The organism is Solibacillus sp. FSL H8-0538 (genome assembly GCF_038003525.1).
Classification (GTDB): Bacteria; Bacillota; Bacilli; order Bacillales_A; family Planococcaceae; genus JBBOPI01.
In genome coordinates this window covers 3,591,706-3,609,798 of record NZ_JBBOPI010000001.1, presented here as the reverse complement: position 1 = coordinate 3,609,798, position 18,093 = coordinate 3,591,706, and the positions used below count along the sequence as shown (strand labels likewise).

Here is an 18,093-nt window from a genome sequence, read left to right as displayed (position 1 = left end):
TTTTGAAGGTTCATTCTTAAATGAATGATATACTTCAAAACTTGTTCTTTGAAAACTGGATAAAACGACATTGAAAGCAATGAAATAAATCAAGTAATAAACTGTAAGTTCTTAAGTCTTACCTTCGGGTAAGCAGTAACTAATCTTTATGGTTAAGTTATTAAGGGCGCACGGTGGATGCCTTGGCACTAGGAGTCGATGAAGGACGGCACTAACACCGATATGCCTCGGGGAGCTGTAAGTGAGCTTTGATCCGGGGATTTCCGAATGGGGGAACCCACTATGTTTAATAGCATAGTATCTACGCGTGAATACATAGCGCGATGAGGACAGACGCAGGGAACTGAAACATCTAAGTACCTGCAGGAAGAGAAAGAAAATTCGATTCCCTGAGTAGCGGCGAGCGAAACGGGAATAGCCCAAACCAAAGAGCTTGCTCTTTGGGGTTGTAGGACATTCTATACGGAGTTACAAAAGAATGAGCTAGACGAAGCGACTTGGAAAGGTCTGCCATAGCAGGTAATAGCCCTGTAGTCAAAAGTTCATTCCCTCTTGAATGTATCCTGAGTACGGCGGAACACGTGAAATTCCGTCGGAATCCGGGAGGACCATCTCCCAAGGCTAAATACTACCTAGTGACCGATAGTGAACCAGTACCGTGAGGGAAAGGTGAAAAGCACCCCGGAAGGGGAGTGAAATAGATCCTGAAACCGTGTGCCTACAAGTAGTTAGAGCCCGTTAATGGGTGATAGCGTGCCTTTTGTAGAATGAACCGGCGAGTTACGATTACGTGCGAGGTTAAGTTGATAAGACGGAGCCGCAGCGAAAGCGAGTCTGAATAGGGCGAATTAGTACGTGGTCGTAGACCCGAAACCAGGTGATCTACCCATGTCCAGGGTGAAGGTGAGGTAACACTTACTGGAGGCCCGAACCCACGCACGTTGAAAAGTGCGGGGATGAGGTGTGGGTAGCGGAGAAATTCCAATCGAACCTGGAGATAGCTGGTTCTCTCCGAAATAGCTTTAGGGCTAGCCTCGTGATTGAGAATACTGGAGGTAGAGCACTGTTTGGACTAGGGGGGCATCTCGCTTTACCGAATTCAGACAAACTCCGAATGCCAGATATTTATACACGGGAGTCAGACTGCGAGTGATAAGATCCGTAGTCAAAAGGGAAACAGCCCAGACCACCAGCTAAGGTCCCAAAGTAATCGTTAAGTGGAAAAGGATGTGGCGTTGCTTAGACAACCAGGATGTTGGCTTAGAAGCAGCCATCATTTAAAGAGTGCGTAATAGCTCACTGGTCGAGTGACGCTGCGCCGAAAATGTATCGGGGCTAAACGATTCACCGAAGCTGTGGATGCATACTTTGAGTATGCGTGGTAGGAGAGCGTTCTAAGTGCGCTGAAGTCAGACCGGAAGGACTGGTGGAGCGCTTAGAAGTGAGAATGCCGGTATGAGTAGCGAAAGACGGGTGAGAATCCCGTCCACCGTATGACTAAGGTTTCCTGAGGAAGGCTCGTCCGCTCAGGGTTAGTCGGGACCTAAGCCGAGGCCGATAGGCGTAGGCGATGGACAACAGGTTGATATTCCTGTACCACCTCCTCACCGTTTGAGAAATGGGGGGACGCAGTAGGATAGGGTAAGCGCGCCGTTGGTTGTGCGCGTCCAAGCAGTAAGGTGTGTATGTAGGCAAATCCGCATACTTTAACATTGAGCTGTGATGGCGAGTCCGTATGGACGAAGTTCCTGATTTCACACTGCCAAGAAAAGCCTCTATCGAGGTGAGAGGTGCCCGTACCGCAAACCGACACAGGTAGTCGAGGAGAGAATCCTAAGGTGTGCGAGAGAACTCTCGTTAAGGAACTCGGCAAAATGACCCCGTAACTTCGGGAGAAGGGGTGCTCTTGAGCGTGTTAAAGCGCATGAGAGCCGCAGTGAATAGGCCCAGGCGACTGTTTAGCAAAAACACAGGTCTCTGCAAAACCGTAAGGTGACGTATAGGGGCTGACGCCTGCCCGGTGCTGGAAGGTTAAGAGGAGTGGTTAGCGCAAGCGAAGCTGCGAATTGAAGCCCCAGTAAACGGCGGCCGTAACTATAACGGTCCTAAGGTAGCGAAATTCCTTGTCGGGTAAGTTCCGACCCGCACGAAAGGCGTAACGATCTGGGCACTGTCTCAACGAGAGACTCGGTGAAATTATAGTACCTGTGAAGATGCAGGTTACCCGCGACAGGACGGAAAGACCCCGTGGAGCTTTACTGTAGCCTGATATTGAATTTTGGTACAACTTGTACAGGATAGGTAGGAGCCAGAGATCCCGGAGCGCCAGCTTCGGAGGAGGCGTCGGTGGGATACTACCCTGGTTGTATTGAACTTCTAACCCATGCCCCTTAGCGGGGTAGGAGACAGTGTCAGGCGGACAGTTTGACTGGGGCGGTCGCCTCCTAAAGAGTAACGGAGGCGCCCAAAGGTTCCCTCAGAATGGTTGGAAATCATTCGTAGAGTGTAAAGGCATAAGGGAGCTTGACTGCGAGACCTACAAGTCGAGCAGGGTCGAAAGACGGGCTTAGTGATCCGGTGGTTCCGCATGGAAGGGCCATCGCTCAACGGATAAAAGCTACCCCGGGGATAACAGGCTTATCTCCCCCAAGAGTCCACATCGACGGGGAGGTTTGGCACCTCGATGTCGGCTCATCGCATCCTGGGGCTGTAGTCGGTCCCAAGGGTTGGGCTGTTCGCCCATTAAAGCGGTACGCGAGCTGGGTTCAGAACGTCGTGAGACAGTTCGGTCCCTATCCGTCGTGGGCGTAGGAAATTTGAGAGGAGCTGTCCTTAGTACGAGAGGACCGGGATGGACATACCGCTGGTGTACCAGTTGTCTTGCCAAAGGCATCGCTGGGTAGCTATGTATGGACGGGATAAGTGCTGAAAGCATCTAAGCATGAAGCCCCCCTCAAGATGAGATTTCCCATTACGCAAGTAAGTAAGATCCCTCAAAGACGATGAGGTAGATAGGTTCGAGGTGGAAGTGTGGCGACACATGGAGCTGACGAATACTAATCGATCGAGGACTTAACCACATTATTACCGAATATTTCAACTTTCAATGAACCGTTTATCCAGTTTTGAAAGAACAATCTTTCTACATAAGCACATCTATGTGCAAGTCTAGTGATGATGGCAAAGAGGTCACACCCGTTCCCATACCGAACACGGAAGTTAAGCTCTTTAGCGCCGATGGTAGTTGGGGGCTTCCCCCTGTGAGAGTAGGACGTCGCTAGGCTCAAAGAGTCGCTGCTGATTTAGTCAGTAGTGGCTTTTTTTTGTTTTCGGAAATTAATATATCATCCCATTTAACCCCTCCATGAATCATCCACCCGTATTCAACATCCGAACATTTTTACTAACCTTACAATAGTGAATATATTATCTCACTGATCAACTTAAATTTCCGCAATAGGCAGATTTATTTTTTTATTTGTAATGCTCCTTTTATAAAATTGATTAAGGAGCATTATCATGAAAAAAGGCATCTACTTCCTATTAATATTGTGAGTACTGAGCGCATGTATCAGTAACTAAGCAGTAAGAGAAAACACAATAATAATGCACGACATAAAGACGGCTATGAGCGAAAGTTTTACTCAAACAAGGCAGAGAGATAGTGAAGTTCCACAGTGGCCACTAGGAATTCGTATTGCGCTGGAGGAAGCTTGTTTCCAGTTCCCGTGAAGGAGAGTTTATGATAATCTGTTTGAATCAGTTCCATATGTCGGTGATAAAATGATAATTTCGTTTAATTTTAGTAGTACTATTTTTAAGTTTACAGGGCGAATACGTAATCGATGCATTCAAATAAAATGAGTAAATATTACCATTCACCTTTACTAAATACACCGAGCAAGCGGTAATATATGAGCTGATCACAACTCCAGTAACGGATGGAGACTTAAAGGTAGTAATTGTACTAGCAAAAGAAGCGACGATAACAGCACTAGCACTTCTTTTTGTTGGTTATGGGCTTAATCATAGGCACAGGACAAAGTAATAGCCTTAAAATGCTGGCTAAAGGGCTTGTAAGGGAAGGGAGTGCTTCTATCCGCTTTGAAAAACGTGGAGTTGGCGACAATAACACACTCATCATGAAGGTAGAGGACATGATGAGTGATCAGTAATGTGGACAAGGTAAAAACCAATATTGTCGCGATGCAGCAAGACGAATGCTTTGGAACAAATTAATTAATCGGACATAGCAAAGGATCACTACTTGGCATGTTGGTACCCAAAATGAGGATGTGGCATGCTTTATTTCGTTAGCGAGGGTATGACGTAGCGCAGATGAATAACTGATCAAACAGATAATATCTTAGCTAAACCTAAATCTGCTTCAGCAATCAAACAATGATACGCGTAGCATTAAAATCAGGTCAAATGGTAGTGAATGTATCAAACGTACGTGCAAGCTTATTTAGACCATCTGTACAGCCCTATATTATGTCTAGACTAAAGTATATATCCGCCAACTAGAATGGCGAGTGTTAACGTACCTACACTGTTAATTTAAGGTGTGACTGATTTACAAATTAACGAAAAAGGTGCTTCGCTCACATATATTGGTCAAGTGAATTCTGTGTTCAAAACAGCCCAAGCGAATATAGAAGAAAATGTTGCTAGTCAGAAGTAAATCCTAACTTGTCACTAGCAGGTGGACTACTACAAAAAACGTCATTTATAAAAGAATAAGCGAAGTAACACAATAGAAACGTATATATACCAATGTTTCTAGTGTATGAAATTGCTCGTTTATGTAATGAAAATTAAATATTAAGTGTAATTTTTAGATTATTTCAAAAAAGCACTTGAATAAATTGAAATCGTTGCTATAATAATTAATGTACTAAGGTAAGCACTTAACAGTACAAACCTATATAGTAGCGTTCCGAAGTAGCTCAGTGGTAGAGCAACCGGCTGTTAACCGGTAGGTCGTAGGTTCGAGCCCTACCTTCGGAGCCATTTTTTTGCCTTTTTATGTGATAATAATCTATTGTCTTATCAGCAAAACTATTATATTAATATTTAAACTTGTAAATAAAATTTTGCATTTAAAGACATAATCTGTTTGGATTTTAGTAAGATGATAAAAAATAAACTTTTTTTCAAAAAAGTTTTTAAAAGTACTTGCGCTAGTCCGAAAATGATGTTAATATAAATCTTGTCTTGTTTAAGAGATTATTTAAATGGCCCGTTGGTCAAGCGGTTAAGACACCGCCCTTTCACGGCGGTAACACGGGTTCGAATCCCGTACGGGTCACCATTTTTATTAAGGCTTTATAAAAGAATAGATATAACACTTGTTTATAATGGAGGATTAGCTCAGCTGGGAGAGCACCTGCCTTACAAGCAGGGGGTCGGCGGTTCGAGCCCGTCATCCTCCACCATTTATTTTTAAGTGTTATGTATTGTGTCGGAGGGGTAGCGAAGTGGCTAAACGCGGCGGACTGTAAATCCGCTCCTTAGGGTTCGGCGGTTCGAATCCGTCCCCCTCCACCATCTTATAAAATGTTTGGGGTATAGCCAAGCGGTAAGGCAACGGATTTTGATTCCGTCATGCCCTGGTTCGAATCCAGGTTCCCCAGCCATTTTTTTCTTTTTTATGAGCCATTAGCTCAGTTGGTAGAGCATCTGACTTTTAATCAGAGGGTCGAAGGTTCGAGTCCTTCATGGCTCACTTTTATTTTTTAAACGAAGTATAAAGTGTTTCTTAATATAAAATATCCAATCCTTTATCCAATTCTGGGTAAAGGATTTTTTGCGTTTTCATAGTCCTTCTTCTCACTACGAGTACACTAAAAAACCCCGAAACAGAATTTTTTCATAGTATTTTTTTGCTTCTGCTTTATTTTATTCAAAAAGCATTGGTGCGGCGGTGTGAGACTCCTGCGAATAAGAGCGGTACAGATGAACCCCGCAGGAGCGTAGCGACGAGGAGTCTCTCCACCGCCCGCGAGAAAGCGAGTGCCAGAGCACCAATGACCTATCACTATTTAGCATCTACTTAGTAGAATTTTCAGTAGAAATCAACCTTTTCAATGCACTCCCCACTTCTCCTCTGTTTTCCTAATTTTATCTTGTTAAAATTCACTTTAAATAAATAAATTTATACAAAACTGCTTTCTTTTTGTTTAAAAATACACATATTTAGTACTATAACTCGTTTTTTCAAAATATTACCTTAATAGTGTTATAATTAGGTCTAGATTGGAAATTCTGTTTAAATGTTTAGGTTAATAAACTTTAAGTAACAAGAGAAAAAATACTTTAATAGAGAAAAGAAAATTTTTAAAGGAGTGGTGGAAATTGATTGTGGATAGAAAATGATTTAGTAAAAAAATAGAGGATTAATAAGCATGATTTATGATTCACATGTATTTTAAAGTTGATACAAAATACAATTTCATTGTTAATGAAAGGAATAAATAATGGAGATTGAACAACTAAAAAGGCAGGCAGTTACTTCGTGGCATGAAGGGCGAATGCAGGAGGCGATTTCGTCGTTTGCGATTTTGTATGATGAGCGCGATTTTCTGGACTTCGATACGCTAAAAATCTTGTCTTTGTTTTACTATGAGCAAAAGTCAATGGAGCATGCTCAAATATGTAGTAAAGCAGCATTAAATAAAAAAACTGATGAGCAATTGGCATTAATTTTTTTAGCAACGATGCAAGGAATAGAAACAGAAATCCATGAGTTACATTATTTACTGTCAATGCCTGATATTATGTCGGAGTTTACTGTAACTACTCAAATTGCTCAACGCTATCAACAATTAGGGTTGGCTGAGGAGAGTTACTATTTAGCGCTTGAAACGTTAGAGAAAATTGAAGTGACCTATCGTATACAGCAGTTATATGAAGAGCACTATGTCACATTACTATTTTTACTTATAAATTTAGAAATGGCCGAAAAAAAATTAAATCAAGCGCGTTTTCATTTACGCAAATTACTATACGCGAAAAATAGATTAACGGAATATGCGGAACCACTTGTGCATTATGCAATTTTATTAGATTTAGTGGATCCTTTAATTGATCGTTCAGATTATGACGTAATTTGTGAGGTTGTTTCGCCCACGTATTTACCCTACTTAAGTTTCTTTGAGCTGCGACGAGAGCAACAGACGTCATTAGATATTCAATTGCAACTGGAGCAACAATTAGTAGAACATCCACATTTACAGGCAAAGGGGATCGCCATTGCAGAAATGATTCGCCGTTTTTCAGGAAAGGGTATAAACCGAGAAAGAATTGCCGCTTTGTATGCCGAATTTCCAGAAGATTTTTTCATTTCAAAAATGTATAGCTTAACTGAGCCAGATTTGTCGGAGTCGTTTTGGCATAAATTTTTGCATGATCATACGGATTTAGAGGATGCCGTTCGTTGGTATTGGCGTTATCACCAGAAAAAGAAACAGCCTAAAAACCTTGAAAATTGCCACATTACATTTTTAGGTGGTGGAGAAAAGATTGGTGGCACATCGATTTTACTTTCGATTAATGGGCACCACGTTTTACTCGATGCCGGTATGTTTTTAAATGAAGAGCAACCACTTACGAATTTTTCTGTACTAGCAGAACATGGGCTGACATTTGAGGATTTAGATGCAGTCATTGTATCGCACGCACATGTCGATCATACAGGTTCCTTGCCGTATATTTATAAGCAGTCGCCAAAAACCCCTATGTATATGACGGATCAAACAGCAAAGCTTCTGCATATTTTGCTTTCGGATAGTGTAAAGCATGCGCAGCCGAATTTACAGTATGAGCAACAGCATGTAGATGGTGTCTTTACCTTTGCACGTCGTCATAGCTATAACAAAATGTTTGAAATTCCTGCTGGAGATACGAATTGGCAAGTGACGTTCTATGAGGCTGGACATATTTTAGGGGCGGCAAGTGTACATGTGCAGCTTGGAGACATTAGCATTTTATTTACGGGTGATTTCTCAGTTGACGCCCAACGAAGCTGTGGGAAATTTACGTTACCAGTTAATTTATACGCGGATATTGTTATTACAGAATCTACGTATGGCTATACACCAGTAAATGCGCGCGTAAACCGTCTGGCACAAGAAAAACAGCTACTCAGTCATTTACAACAGGTGACGGAGCAAAATGGTTGTTTTATCATTCCGGTATTTGCGGTAGGTCGTGCGCAGGAAGTGCTATTTTTATTAAAAGAGGCGTATAAGGATGAAGCATTTTATCCGTTTAATGTCATTGTCGATGGCAAAGTGATTGATGTGTGCCACGTATATGAGCAATATGCGGAGGAACCAATGCATTTATTAGATGATGTCCTTATTGGAAAGGAAATGCATGGCTTTAAGGGTGAGATGTCTTTTGATGAGTTTATGTCCTTTTATGTGCACAACCGTCCGTCTTGTATTATTGCTAGCTCCGGCATGTTAAACGAAGGGAGTGCCTCTGCACGTTATGCTGAACGATTAATTGAGGGGCCGCAAAATACGATTGCTTTTACTGGCTATGTCGGTAGCGAAAGCCCAGGTTATCAGTTATTGCAAAAACGTCATGAAACGGGCCAAGTAATCACATTAAATAACCAACAGAAGCAGATCAATGCAGCAATAACATCTTATCGTTTATCTGCCCATGTAAGTCGAGAAGATTTATTTGATGTGTTATTACAACTACAGCCACAGCAAATTTTCCTAATGCATGGTGAGCATGAAAAACGCTACCAGCCACTCCATACAACCGCTTCAGGAAGAACGATTTACCCTTCCGTTGTAGAGTTATTACAGTGGACTGATTTACAAGTGATTTGCGCAAAAAATGGAACACATTATGAACTAAAGTAGATGAGGAGCAGATAAAATGATCCATGAAATTGAAATTCAAAAAGCAGTTTTAAAATCAATTAACACACCAGAAAAAGAATTTCTTAAGGCAATCGGCAAACAGACAGATGAGGTAGTTGCTTATTTGAAACAATACAGTCTTAATGATATGCGCAGCCGTGAAATCATCGCTTGGCAAGTACAAGGCTTACTTGAAAAGGCGATTTATAAGCATGGAACATATGACAACTTTGCTAATATTGTAAAGCCTGTAATTGAAAAATGGAATGCTGAAAATGAGTTTAAGCTTTCTTATGAAGCGGTAGAAGCCTTCTTAATGTACTTATTTAAATCGACGAATTCTCGTCGTGCGTTTGTGGAACTGTGTGAAGGGGACATCGTGAGCTATAAGGCATTTGCGCATTCATCAGATGAGTTTTTCGATTATGTACTACGGATGTTATTTATTCAGGACAACCTATTTACAAAGGTCATTCGTGCTGTTTCGATGAAAATTTATTCTACATACTTTGATGGCAATGCCGAACAGGAATATGAAAAAAGCTTAAAGCGCCTTGGTGTTATGAAAAAAGTAGAAAGTGAAGATCCAACCCAGTCGTACAATACACTACAAGGTAATAAAGCAAAAGCATACGGACGTATAATGGAACAGCTTGATTTACCATTTGTAAAAGGAATGGATCGATTATTTAAAGAAGTAATTGAACGCAATCCAAAAGTACTATCGGATAAAAAATGTAGCTTTTTCTTTAAGCAGCTTGTGAAAAAAGAAGAGGTTGATACTAAATCTGTAGCGCTAGCTCAAGCAGCACCTGTAGAAGAAGCGGATGATTTTTTAATTTTAGAGCTTGAAAATAATGCACCGGTTGCAGAAGTGCGCGAAACATCAACACTGGCATCGATACAACAAGTAGAACAACCTGAAGTAGCACCACAACAGGCCTCAGCTACTGCGAATACATTATTAGCGGACATTGATGCAACGATTGCCTCTCTTCAAGCATCACGTGAAGTAGCAGCCCAACTATTAGCTGAACAGACGCAAGCTACTGCACCACAGGAGGACTCTCGTTTTGCCATTGCAGAGGAAGAGATTGAGCGTCTGCGCCGTATGGTAGAGGAAGAACGTGAAAAAGCGGCTTCTATAGAAGAAAACAGCTACCGAAAGCTGATTGATGCGATTGCGGGTGGACGTAGTAATTATTTATTATCTGAGCTATATCGTGAAAGTTTAGGCGAAAGCACATATACACGTGAAATTGTGCAAGGGCAGCTAATGAACTTCTTCAACCAGCTGAATATGGCAATTGGGCTCGATTACTTTACAAATGGTCGTCAAATCGGTGATGAATTTAACTTAACGCGTTACGAGTTAGCACATGACTATCGTTTTATCGGGGAAGTGCAAACGGCGGGCGATGAAATTTTAGTAAAACTTGTGCAATACGGCTGGACACTAAACGGTAAAGTAATCGTTCAACCACTTATTCAAGAATTGAAGGGGGCATATTAAGATGGCACGTTATATCGGAATTGACTTAGGGACAACAAATTCAACAGTAAGTATTTCAAATTTAACGATTCATGGCGATATCGAAGCAACAACACTGCGTATTACACAAATCGATGAGGACGGCTACAACATTATTGAAGATGAGTCGTTGCCATCTGTTCTTTACATTGAAGAAAATGGCCCAAGCTATGTTGGTCGCTATGCGAAGCGCATGAATAGTGTTTACACAGAGCGCGTTGTGAAAGAATCAAAGCGCTATATTGGTGAGGATCTGAAATGGGTCATTGATGGTGAAAATTATTATGCGGATAAAGTCGCTTCTTTCTTCTTAGATACATTAAAGAAGCAAGTAGAGAAGTACTATAACGGGGAAAAAGTAGACGGTGCGGTTATTACGATTCCAGCGAACTTCCACTTTCAACAACAACAAGCAACACGCAATGCAGGGGTTTTAGCAGGGTTTGATAAAGACAAAATTCATATGATTCCGGAACCGACTGCTGCTCTTTTAGATTATTTAAACGAAGAGCGAAAAATGGTTCCAGCAGCACGTCGAATTAATTTAGCAAACGGTGCAAAAAATTTAATGGTGTTTGACTTAGGTGGTGGTACATGTGACGTATCGATTCTACGAGTAGAAGAAGATATTGCAGGTGGAATCGATATCCAAGAGCTTTCGATTTCTCAATATATGGAGTTAGGTGGCCGTGATTTTGACCGTGAAATTATGAAAATGCTTTTCCGAAAATATTTAACGGAAATGAATGCGACACAAAAATCATTAGTTGAGCAATATGGAAGATCTGCAGTACTGAACTTAGGGGAATGTTTTGTAGATATTGCTGAACGCGCGAAAAAACGCTTTAGCTCGCAAGTGTTGGCATCTCAAAAAGATTACTATGAGCATGCAGATGACTTTGATGCATTAGTATACCGCGAATTATTACCGGCTGCGCACCTACCAGCAGAACTAGTGCGTATGGTGACAATTACAAAAGCGGAATATGATGCAGCGATTAAAGCATTACTGTACAAACAGTTTGATACACAAGATAAAAACATTGAGACACCGATTTTACACGCGCTTAAAGATGCCCGTTTAGGAGAGATGTCTTTAGATGAAATCGACGGCGTATTTTTAGTTGGTGGGATGACGTACTACCCAACGATTCAATCACGCATTTATGAAATCTTTAATAAGCGTATTAAGCCAATTCAATCGATTAACCCAATGCTTTCAGTGAGTCGTGGAGCAGCAATTTATCATCAACAACTAGGTGCTATTCGTTACAACACAGTGGATCAATTAGATGAATCAAAATTTGTTACAGTGCCAAAGGGGACAATTATCGCAGCAACTGTACCAAGCAATATTTACATCGATGTTGCAGGGGGCGACCCAATTGCACTGCTTGAAAAGGGCCAATCATTACCGTTTGAAAAAACGTTTAAAGATCAATTCTACGTATCGGGTATTGATAATGGTATTGCCGAAATTACAACGATGCGTTTAGCACTGTTTACTGCACCGAATGCCAAAGCAATTCGTACGAAAAAGCTGAAAGAGGCGCGAATTGAATTCAAAAAGCCGGTGAAGAAAAATTCGAAACTTGTATTAAAAGTAACATGTGACGAAGAGCGTGACGTGAAATTACGTGCTTGGCTAGAAGATGATCCGAGCGAGATGTTAGAAGTATATGTTGGGGCTAATGAATATTCTCAAGAAGAAAAACATCGCCTAAAAGAAATGCATGAAGCGGGAAATGTGATCGGAAAAGTATTGAAAGGAGAATTGATTTAGTATGTCATCGATTAAACAGTCTGCATTTGAAAAACTGAATGCATTAAAAAATCAATTAGATCCAACCGGAACAGCGGTCTTTATGGAAGAGGAACGAGATGTAGTCTACAACGAATTTGAGCAGGATGATATTAAACGGTTGTTATTAGAACAGCATAAACAGTTGCAGGAACAAAGCGAGGAAAATTTAGATATTCTAGATGATTTAGGTGGCCCGATTCAAGATGAGGCTGTGGAAATTGAATATTATGACGGTGTAGTTAAAGCCGTTGTAAACATTTCCTTTGAAACTTTTACAGGGACGTTATCGGATGCAGGGTATACAGATGTACGTGATCTTCTACGTCAATTTGCTCGTGCAACAAACCAAGCAGCACGAACAAACGCATTACAAGCAATCGAAAGCTACGGTGAGGATGCAATCGAAATTATTTTACGCGAATGCCGTCAGTTTGATTTAGTGAGCGAAGCCGCGATGAAGGAAATGGTGCAGCTTGTAGGGCGCCTAGCGTATCGTAGTTTAAAAGGCCGTCTCATGACGAAAGGGATATTAGAACATTCGACAAGCTATTCACATTTGCGCCTTGCAATTGCAACGGCGGGTGTACTACGTGACCGTGAAATGGTACATAGTATTGAACGTCACATTCATGATAAAGAACTGTATTTAATATGCTTAGAAGCACTCTTTAAAATCCGTGATATTTCAAGTCTTCCGATTATGATTGATGCGATTAACAAAGTGGATCCAACACGTAAAGACTTAATTGATGCATCGATTCAATTATCACAGCATTTTGCAAAGTTCGGTCCAAATGCTATTAAAACGGTATTTAACGCGTATGCAGATTGTGAAAATCGCGCAGTACGTCCGGTTTATATTAAAGGCTTCCGCTCATTCGGGGAAAATGCAGTGCCAAGCTTAGCGCAGTCTATTAACGAAGAACGTGATGCAAATCGCTTCATGCAAATTTGTATGACACTGGGTGGCTTAAAGACACTATCCGCGGTAACCGTTTTAACAGATGCATTACAAACATCGGATGAGTTTAGAAAGAAAGCGGTCATTCGTGGTCTTGGGTATGCAGGTGAACCAGCGAGCATGGATACGATTTTAGAAGAGTTAGAATTAACAGATGTAAACCCAATTAAATCGGAATGTATTAATGCATTGTCTTACATTGGTTATAAAGATAAACGCATGATGGATGCTGTCCGCGTTTATACAAAATCACAAGATACGTTTTTACGCCTCACTGCGATGGGCTGCTTAGTTCGTTCTGGTGAAGAAAAATGGTTCGACGAGATGATGAAAGTATTACTGTCAGGTGATGCTTCGGACCGTCAGCTTGCTGAAACGGTAGTTGCTCGTCTGCCGGTTCCAATCCTTGCGCGTAGTGCTCAAAAATTACTCACTGTATCAGACGACAATGCGCTACAAATCATTACGTTATTACAACGTGTTCACACTTTATCAAAAGATGTGGGTCACATTTTAGTTGAAAAATTAAAGCAGGACTTGCCACAGTATTTAGAAATCGAAATTTACCGCTTAATTGCGAAGCATGTTAATACGAAATCTGAATTACTACCAGCAAGTGTTTTATACGACGCGAAGGAAAGTGCTAAGTCTGAACGCTTAGAACGTGAATTAGCTTCATTAATCCGTGGCATGAAAAATCACCGTGGTGAAATTGTAGCGAGAGATTAATTGATTTTTGGATAAATTCTAGTAGGAAGCAATAGAATAGGAGGCATTTGAATGAGTCAAATAAAAGGTATGAAACTCTCGAAAGATCTGACAATACCATATATTTTAGCAGGTGATGTACCAGAGGCATATTTGAACTGGGCAATGCTCAACTCAGTGACGACTTCAACGATTAAAACAGCAGTTATGGCGGATACGAAACTATACCGTAAAATGAAAGCGAAATTAGTTGACTCCTATAGTGTTGAGTTGTTGAATGTAGAACTGGCTTTTGAAATGAAAAATCATTTTAATTTCTATAATGCTTTGGCAAAAGAAGTACTGATGCTATTAACGGTAGATATTGAAGATTTTTTACCAAAGTTGGAAAAAAGCAAGTCCATACATGAAGCATCTATAATCGCCTTTAGCAGTTTTACTTTTGATGAAGTCATTGCTATATTACGCCTTCATAAGAAAGGTAAGTATGCAGAAAAGTATATACCAGCGCTTCTTAAAGAAGGCGTAGAGACAGACCAATTAGAAAAAGCATCCGATCTTTTTTACGAGATCCTCACTAAAAATGGTGATGATTGGTACGAAAAAGCAGTGGAGGCTTTTAAAACATTTGCAGAAAAGGCGGAGGAAGAAATGGAAGAACAAATAACGCCTGAGCATTATAAAGAAAAGTTTGCGGCCTTACTGAATGAGTTCGAGGAAGCGTGTAAAAATACGGACTCTGCACACATTACAGAGCTAACGAATCAAGTAGCGCTTGAGAAAGAAGAAAAGACGGCACTTGAAAAGCAAGTGAAAAGTAAAGACACACAAATTAAAAAACTTCAAAAAGATTTAGCTGAGCTTCAAAAAAGTGAGAAAAACTTGCAACAAAAAGTTGACGAAGCGAAAAAGCTACAAGGGCAAAAAAGTGCGGAAGTAGGCGAACTACGCAAGGAGCTTGAAGCATCAAAAAGTTCGGAAAGTTATGCAATGCGTAAAGTAGAGAGCTTACAAGATGAGCAAAGTAAAATTGCGGGACGTGTAGAACGAGAGCTTGTAAATGCGCATAAATCTGAAATATCAAAGCTACAAGATAATTTATCTAGTGAAATTGATGCATTAACAGAGGTAAATCTTCGTTTAACGAGTGAACTGAAAAAAGAACGCGAACAAGCAATGGAAGCGGAACAATTAGTGACGAATTATGAAGCCTTCAAAATACAATTAACAAATAAAACCTTGTTATTGCAGCAAAAAGTTGAAAAGCTACAGCAACAAAACGAGGAGCTACTAATGCAAAATAAACAATTGCAGCACGCGGCAGCAGCGACATCAATTACGCAGCCAGTGCAGCAAAGTGCAGTAGATACAATTAAAATTGCTGATGATGTGTTCGATGACTTGCTTCTTGTCAATAAACCGGTTGAGCATGCGCAAACGGAGTCTTCAACTGTTGGAGAAATTGCCAGTGTAACTTCTCAATACGATGAAGACGAATTCGACTTATTCGCATTAGTAGAAAACAAACCAGAATAACAAAAGCTGTGCCGAAAGGAGGACCTTTTGGTGGATAAGAAAAGATACCCTTCCCATCCACATAAGTAAGGACATCAACTCGCCCTAATTTGGGCGAGTTGTGTCTTTCTAATTTCGGCGCGGCTTTTTATGCCAATGTATAAAAAGCCCGGAATTTACTTAGTTGTGCAGGATAGTCACTTCACCTTAGAATAGCAGGGTATGGAACAAAGGGGGATAACATGATGCAAGGCAAAACAATTTCAATTATCGGTGTACCATGTGATTACGGACAGCAGCGACGCGGCGTAGATATGGGTCCTAGTGCACTTCGTTATGCAGGGGTGCAGGAGCGTTTACAAGCGCTCAATTTTAACGTAGTTGATGAGGGCGATATTCGTGGTGGGACGGCACAGCAGGAGCTAACGGATCAGGAGAAGCTTCTTAATTTAGAGGAAGTTATTAAAATCAATAAAGAGCTTGCCCTTAAGGTGGATGCAGTAGTAGCGCATCAACATATACCTCTCGTATTAGGCGGCGATCATAGCATTGCCATTGGTACGCTTGCTGGGCTAAGTGTGCATTATTCGAACTTAGGCGTAATTTGGTTCGATGCGCATGCAGATTTAAATACTCCCGATACAACACCTTCAGGCAATATTCACGGAATGCCATTAGCGGTGAGTTTAGGTCTTGGGCATGAGCGTCTAACATCAATTCGCACGAACTTACCAAAAATAAAAAAAGAAAATATTATTATTATTGGTGGTCGTTCGATTGATGAAGGGGAGAGCGCACTTATTCAACAATTAAATATAAAAATTTATACAATGCATGAAATCGATCGCCTCGGCATGGCGCATGTTATGGCGGAAGCGATTCACTATTTAAAACAGCAACAAGTAGACGGAGTGCATTTATCGTTAGATCTTGATGCGCTTGATCCGCTGTATACACCGGGCGTTGGTACACCTGTGCCGGGCGGAATTACGTATCGTGAAAGTCATCTTGCTATGGAAATGCTACAGGAAGCAAAGTTGATTACCTCTGCTGAATTTGTTGAGGTGAATCCGATTTTAGACGAACGTAATAAAACAGCAGACGTAGCAGTGGCGCTCATTGGCTCGCTATTCGGTGAGACGCTTGTGTAACTAGTGCTATTTTCTTACAATTATTATGGCGATATTTTGTTATAATAAGTTTAAATAAATGAAACCTTTTAAGAATCAATCCGTAAATATAGAACAGCCGAAAAGGTGGAGAGGAAAGACACAATGGATGCGTTAGTGAATAAAAGAATAAAGCAAGTGCTCAAAGGTGACCAAAACGCATACACCGATATTGTGAACCTCTACCAGCACAAGCTGTACCAGATTTGTTATCGGATGCTCGGTAACAAGCAAGAAGCAGAAGATATCGCGCAGGAAGCATTTGTGCGCGCTTATATAAATCTTCATTCATACGATCAAAAACGAAAATTTTCAACGTGGTTATACCGAATCGCGACGAATCTTTGTATTGACCGAATTCGAAAGAAGAAGCCGGATTATTATTTAGATGCGCAAGTCGCGGGTACGGATGGATTAGATATGTACTCTCAAATTGCAGCAGATGATCAATTGCCAGAGGAAGCGGTCGAGCAAATGGAACTCCAGGACCGCATTCAATACGAAATCAGCCGTTTGCCGGATAAATACCGTTCTGTCATCGTCCTAAAGTATATTGAAGAATTATCGTTACAAGAGATTAGTGAAATTTTAAATATGCCATTGGGTACTGTGAAAACTCGAATTCATCGTGGGCGTGAAGCACTGCGAAAACAATTAAACAATTTGTAGGAGGAGGATTCGCATGAGTACGTGTTCATCACAATTTGTGGATTATATGCACGAATATTTAGATGGCGATATTAGTCGTGAGCATGAGCAATTGCTGAAAAAGCATTTGCAAGGCTGTACGGTCTGTCAACAGCATATGCATGAATTAAGTGACACGATTGCATTTGTGAAAAGCGCGGCACATATTACAGCACCTCCGCATTTTGAGGATCATGTAATGAAGCGCCTGCCAAAACGCAAAAATACGGTCGGTGTCCAAAAATGGTTACGTAGGCATCCAATCATTGTCGCAGTCGCGGTGTTTTTCTTATTCATGAGTGCTACACTTCTTGGTAGCTACCCAAATGACAATCAGTTCTCCGTAACAAAGCAGCCGAATTTAATTGTAGATGGGCAAACGGTTATCGTCCCTAAAGGTGAGGTTGTGAAGGGAGATATTGTCGTGAAAAACGGGGATATTGTTGTAGAAGGTGAAGTAGACGGCAATATTACTGTTATTAACGGCAGTTATATGGCATCTACAGCAGTAGTGACTGGGCAAATCGAGGAAATCGACCAAATGTTCCAGTGGTTATGGTACAAAATTAAAGAGGGAACGTTAAATTTTCTAGCTTTATTCGAATAGATAGGAAATTTTTTTATTGATTTTGCGTCCATTGGATAATGAAAAAGTCTACTCGAACGAGTAGACTTTTTTCTAAGCGGTGAAGAGAGGAAAAATGTCTTCACCACATCAAAAATCACCGCATCTCGTCCTAATTTGTACGAGGTGCGTACTTCTAAAATAAAGTTGTATTCAAAAGAAATATGATATACTAGGTTTTATATGGATTAGCGATAAAAAGTGGGGGATG

General features: G+C 40.9%; 8 protein-coding genes, 6 tRNA genes and 2 rRNA genes. All 16 read left to right on the top strand.

From position 1 onward, the window contains the following. Positions 1–150: 150 nt before the first annotated feature. The 16 genes from MHH87_RS17250 (at position 151) to MHH87_RS17175 (ending at position 17,864) form a co-directional block, all read left to right on the top strand. A 23S ribosomal RNA gene (locus MHH87_RS17250) occupies positions 151–3,080 on the top strand. 87 nt (positions 3,081–3,167) lie between these two features. Next, positions 3,168–3,283, top strand: a 5S ribosomal RNA gene (gene rrf, locus MHH87_RS17245). Between the two features lie 1,655 nt (positions 3,284–4,938). Next, positions 4,939–5,013: transfer RNA gene (locus MHH87_RS17240), tRNA-Asn, on the top strand. A 226-nt stretch (positions 5,014–5,239) separates the two neighbouring features. Further along, a tRNA-Glu gene (locus MHH87_RS17235) sits at positions 5,240–5,314 on the top strand. Positions 5,315–5,362: 48 nt separating this feature from the next. After that, positions 5,363–5,438: transfer RNA gene (locus tag MHH87_RS17230), tRNA-Val, on the top strand. 28 nt (positions 5,439–5,466) lie between these two features. Continuing rightward, a tRNA-Tyr gene (locus tag MHH87_RS17225) sits at positions 5,467–5,550 on the top strand. A gap of 14 nt (positions 5,551–5,564) precedes the next feature. Next, positions 5,565–5,639, top strand: a tRNA-Gln gene (locus tag MHH87_RS17220). Between the two features lie 16 nt (positions 5,640–5,655). Beyond that, positions 5,656–5,728: transfer RNA gene (locus MHH87_RS17215), tRNA-Lys, on the top strand. A gap of 751 nt (positions 5,729–6,479) precedes the next feature. Next, entirely contained in the window at positions 6,480–8,882 is a 2,403-nt protein-coding gene (locus MHH87_RS17210) for an MBL fold metallo-hydrolase (RefSeq protein WP_340750590.1), read from the top strand. 16 nt (positions 8,883–8,898) lie between these two features. Next, positions 8,899–10,395 carry a hypothetical protein gene (locus tag MHH87_RS17205; protein WP_340750588.1) on the top strand — a complete coding sequence of 499 codons (1,497 nt, stop codon included), beginning with the start codon at positions 8,899–8,901 and terminating at the stop codon, positions 10,393–10,395. A 1-nt stretch (position 10,396) separates the two neighbouring features. Next, positions 10,397–12,196, top strand: a complete 1,800-nt coding sequence (locus MHH87_RS17200) for an Hsp70 family protein (RefSeq protein ID WP_340750586.1) — start codon at positions 10,397–10,399, stop codon at positions 12,194–12,196. A 1-nt stretch (position 12,197) separates the two neighbouring features. Beyond that, a complete protein-coding gene (locus tag MHH87_RS17195; RefSeq protein WP_340750584.1) occupies positions 12,198–13,907 on the top strand; it encodes a HEAT repeat domain-containing protein in 1,710 nt (569 codons plus the stop codon). A gap of 51 nt (positions 13,908–13,958) precedes the next feature. Further along, positions 13,959–15,422, top strand: a complete 1,464-nt coding sequence (locus tag MHH87_RS17190; protein ID WP_340750582.1) for a hypothetical protein — start codon at positions 13,959–13,961, stop codon at positions 15,420–15,422. Positions 15,423–15,646: 224 nt separating this feature from the next. Continuing rightward, positions 15,647–16,552 (top strand): arginase, encoded by a 906-nt coding sequence (gene rocF, locus MHH87_RS17185; RefSeq protein WP_340751041.1) that lies wholly within the window; start codon positions 15,647–15,649, stop codon positions 16,550–16,552. 123 nt (positions 16,553–16,675) lie between these two features. Beyond that, a complete protein-coding gene (sigW, locus tag MHH87_RS17180; RefSeq protein WP_340750580.1) occupies positions 16,676–17,239 on the top strand; it encodes an RNA polymerase sigma factor SigW in 564 nt (187 codons plus the stop codon). Positions 17,240–17,252: 13 nt separating this feature from the next. Next, positions 17,253–17,864: a zf-HC2 domain-containing protein gene (locus MHH87_RS17175; RefSeq protein ID WP_340750579.1), complete on the top strand. Its 612-nt coding sequence runs from the start codon at positions 17,253–17,255 to the stop codon at positions 17,862–17,864. The last annotated feature ends 229 nt before the right edge of the window (positions 17,865–18,093 follow it).

Coding starts and splice junctions, on each gene's coding strand:
- MHH87_RS17205 (WP_340750588.1), top strand. CDS start 8,899: ATGATCCATGAAATTGAAATTCAAAAAGCAGTTTTAAAATCAATTAAC.
- MHH87_RS17200 (WP_340750586.1), top strand. CDS start 10,397: ATGGCACGTTATATCGGAATTGACTTAGGGACAACAAATTCAACAGTA.
- MHH87_RS17190 (WP_340750582.1), top strand. CDS start 13,959: ATGAGTCAAATAAAAGGTATGAAACTCTCGAAAGATCTGACAATACCA.
- MHH87_RS17210 (WP_340750590.1), top strand. CDS start 6,480: ATGGAGATTGAACAACTAAAAAGGCAGGCAGTTACTTCGTGGCATGAA.
- rocF (WP_340751041.1), top strand. CDS start 15,647: ATGCAAGGCAAAACAATTTCAATTATCGGTGTACCATGTGATTACGGA.
- MHH87_RS17195 (WP_340750584.1), top strand. CDS start 12,198: ATGTCATCGATTAAACAGTCTGCATTTGAAAAACTGAATGCATTAAAA.
- sigW (WP_340750580.1), top strand. CDS start 16,676: ATGGATGCGTTAGTGAATAAAAGAATAAAGCAAGTGCTCAAAGGTGAC.
- MHH87_RS17175 (WP_340750579.1), top strand. CDS start 17,253: ATGAGTACGTGTTCATCACAATTTGTGGATTATATGCACGAATATTTA.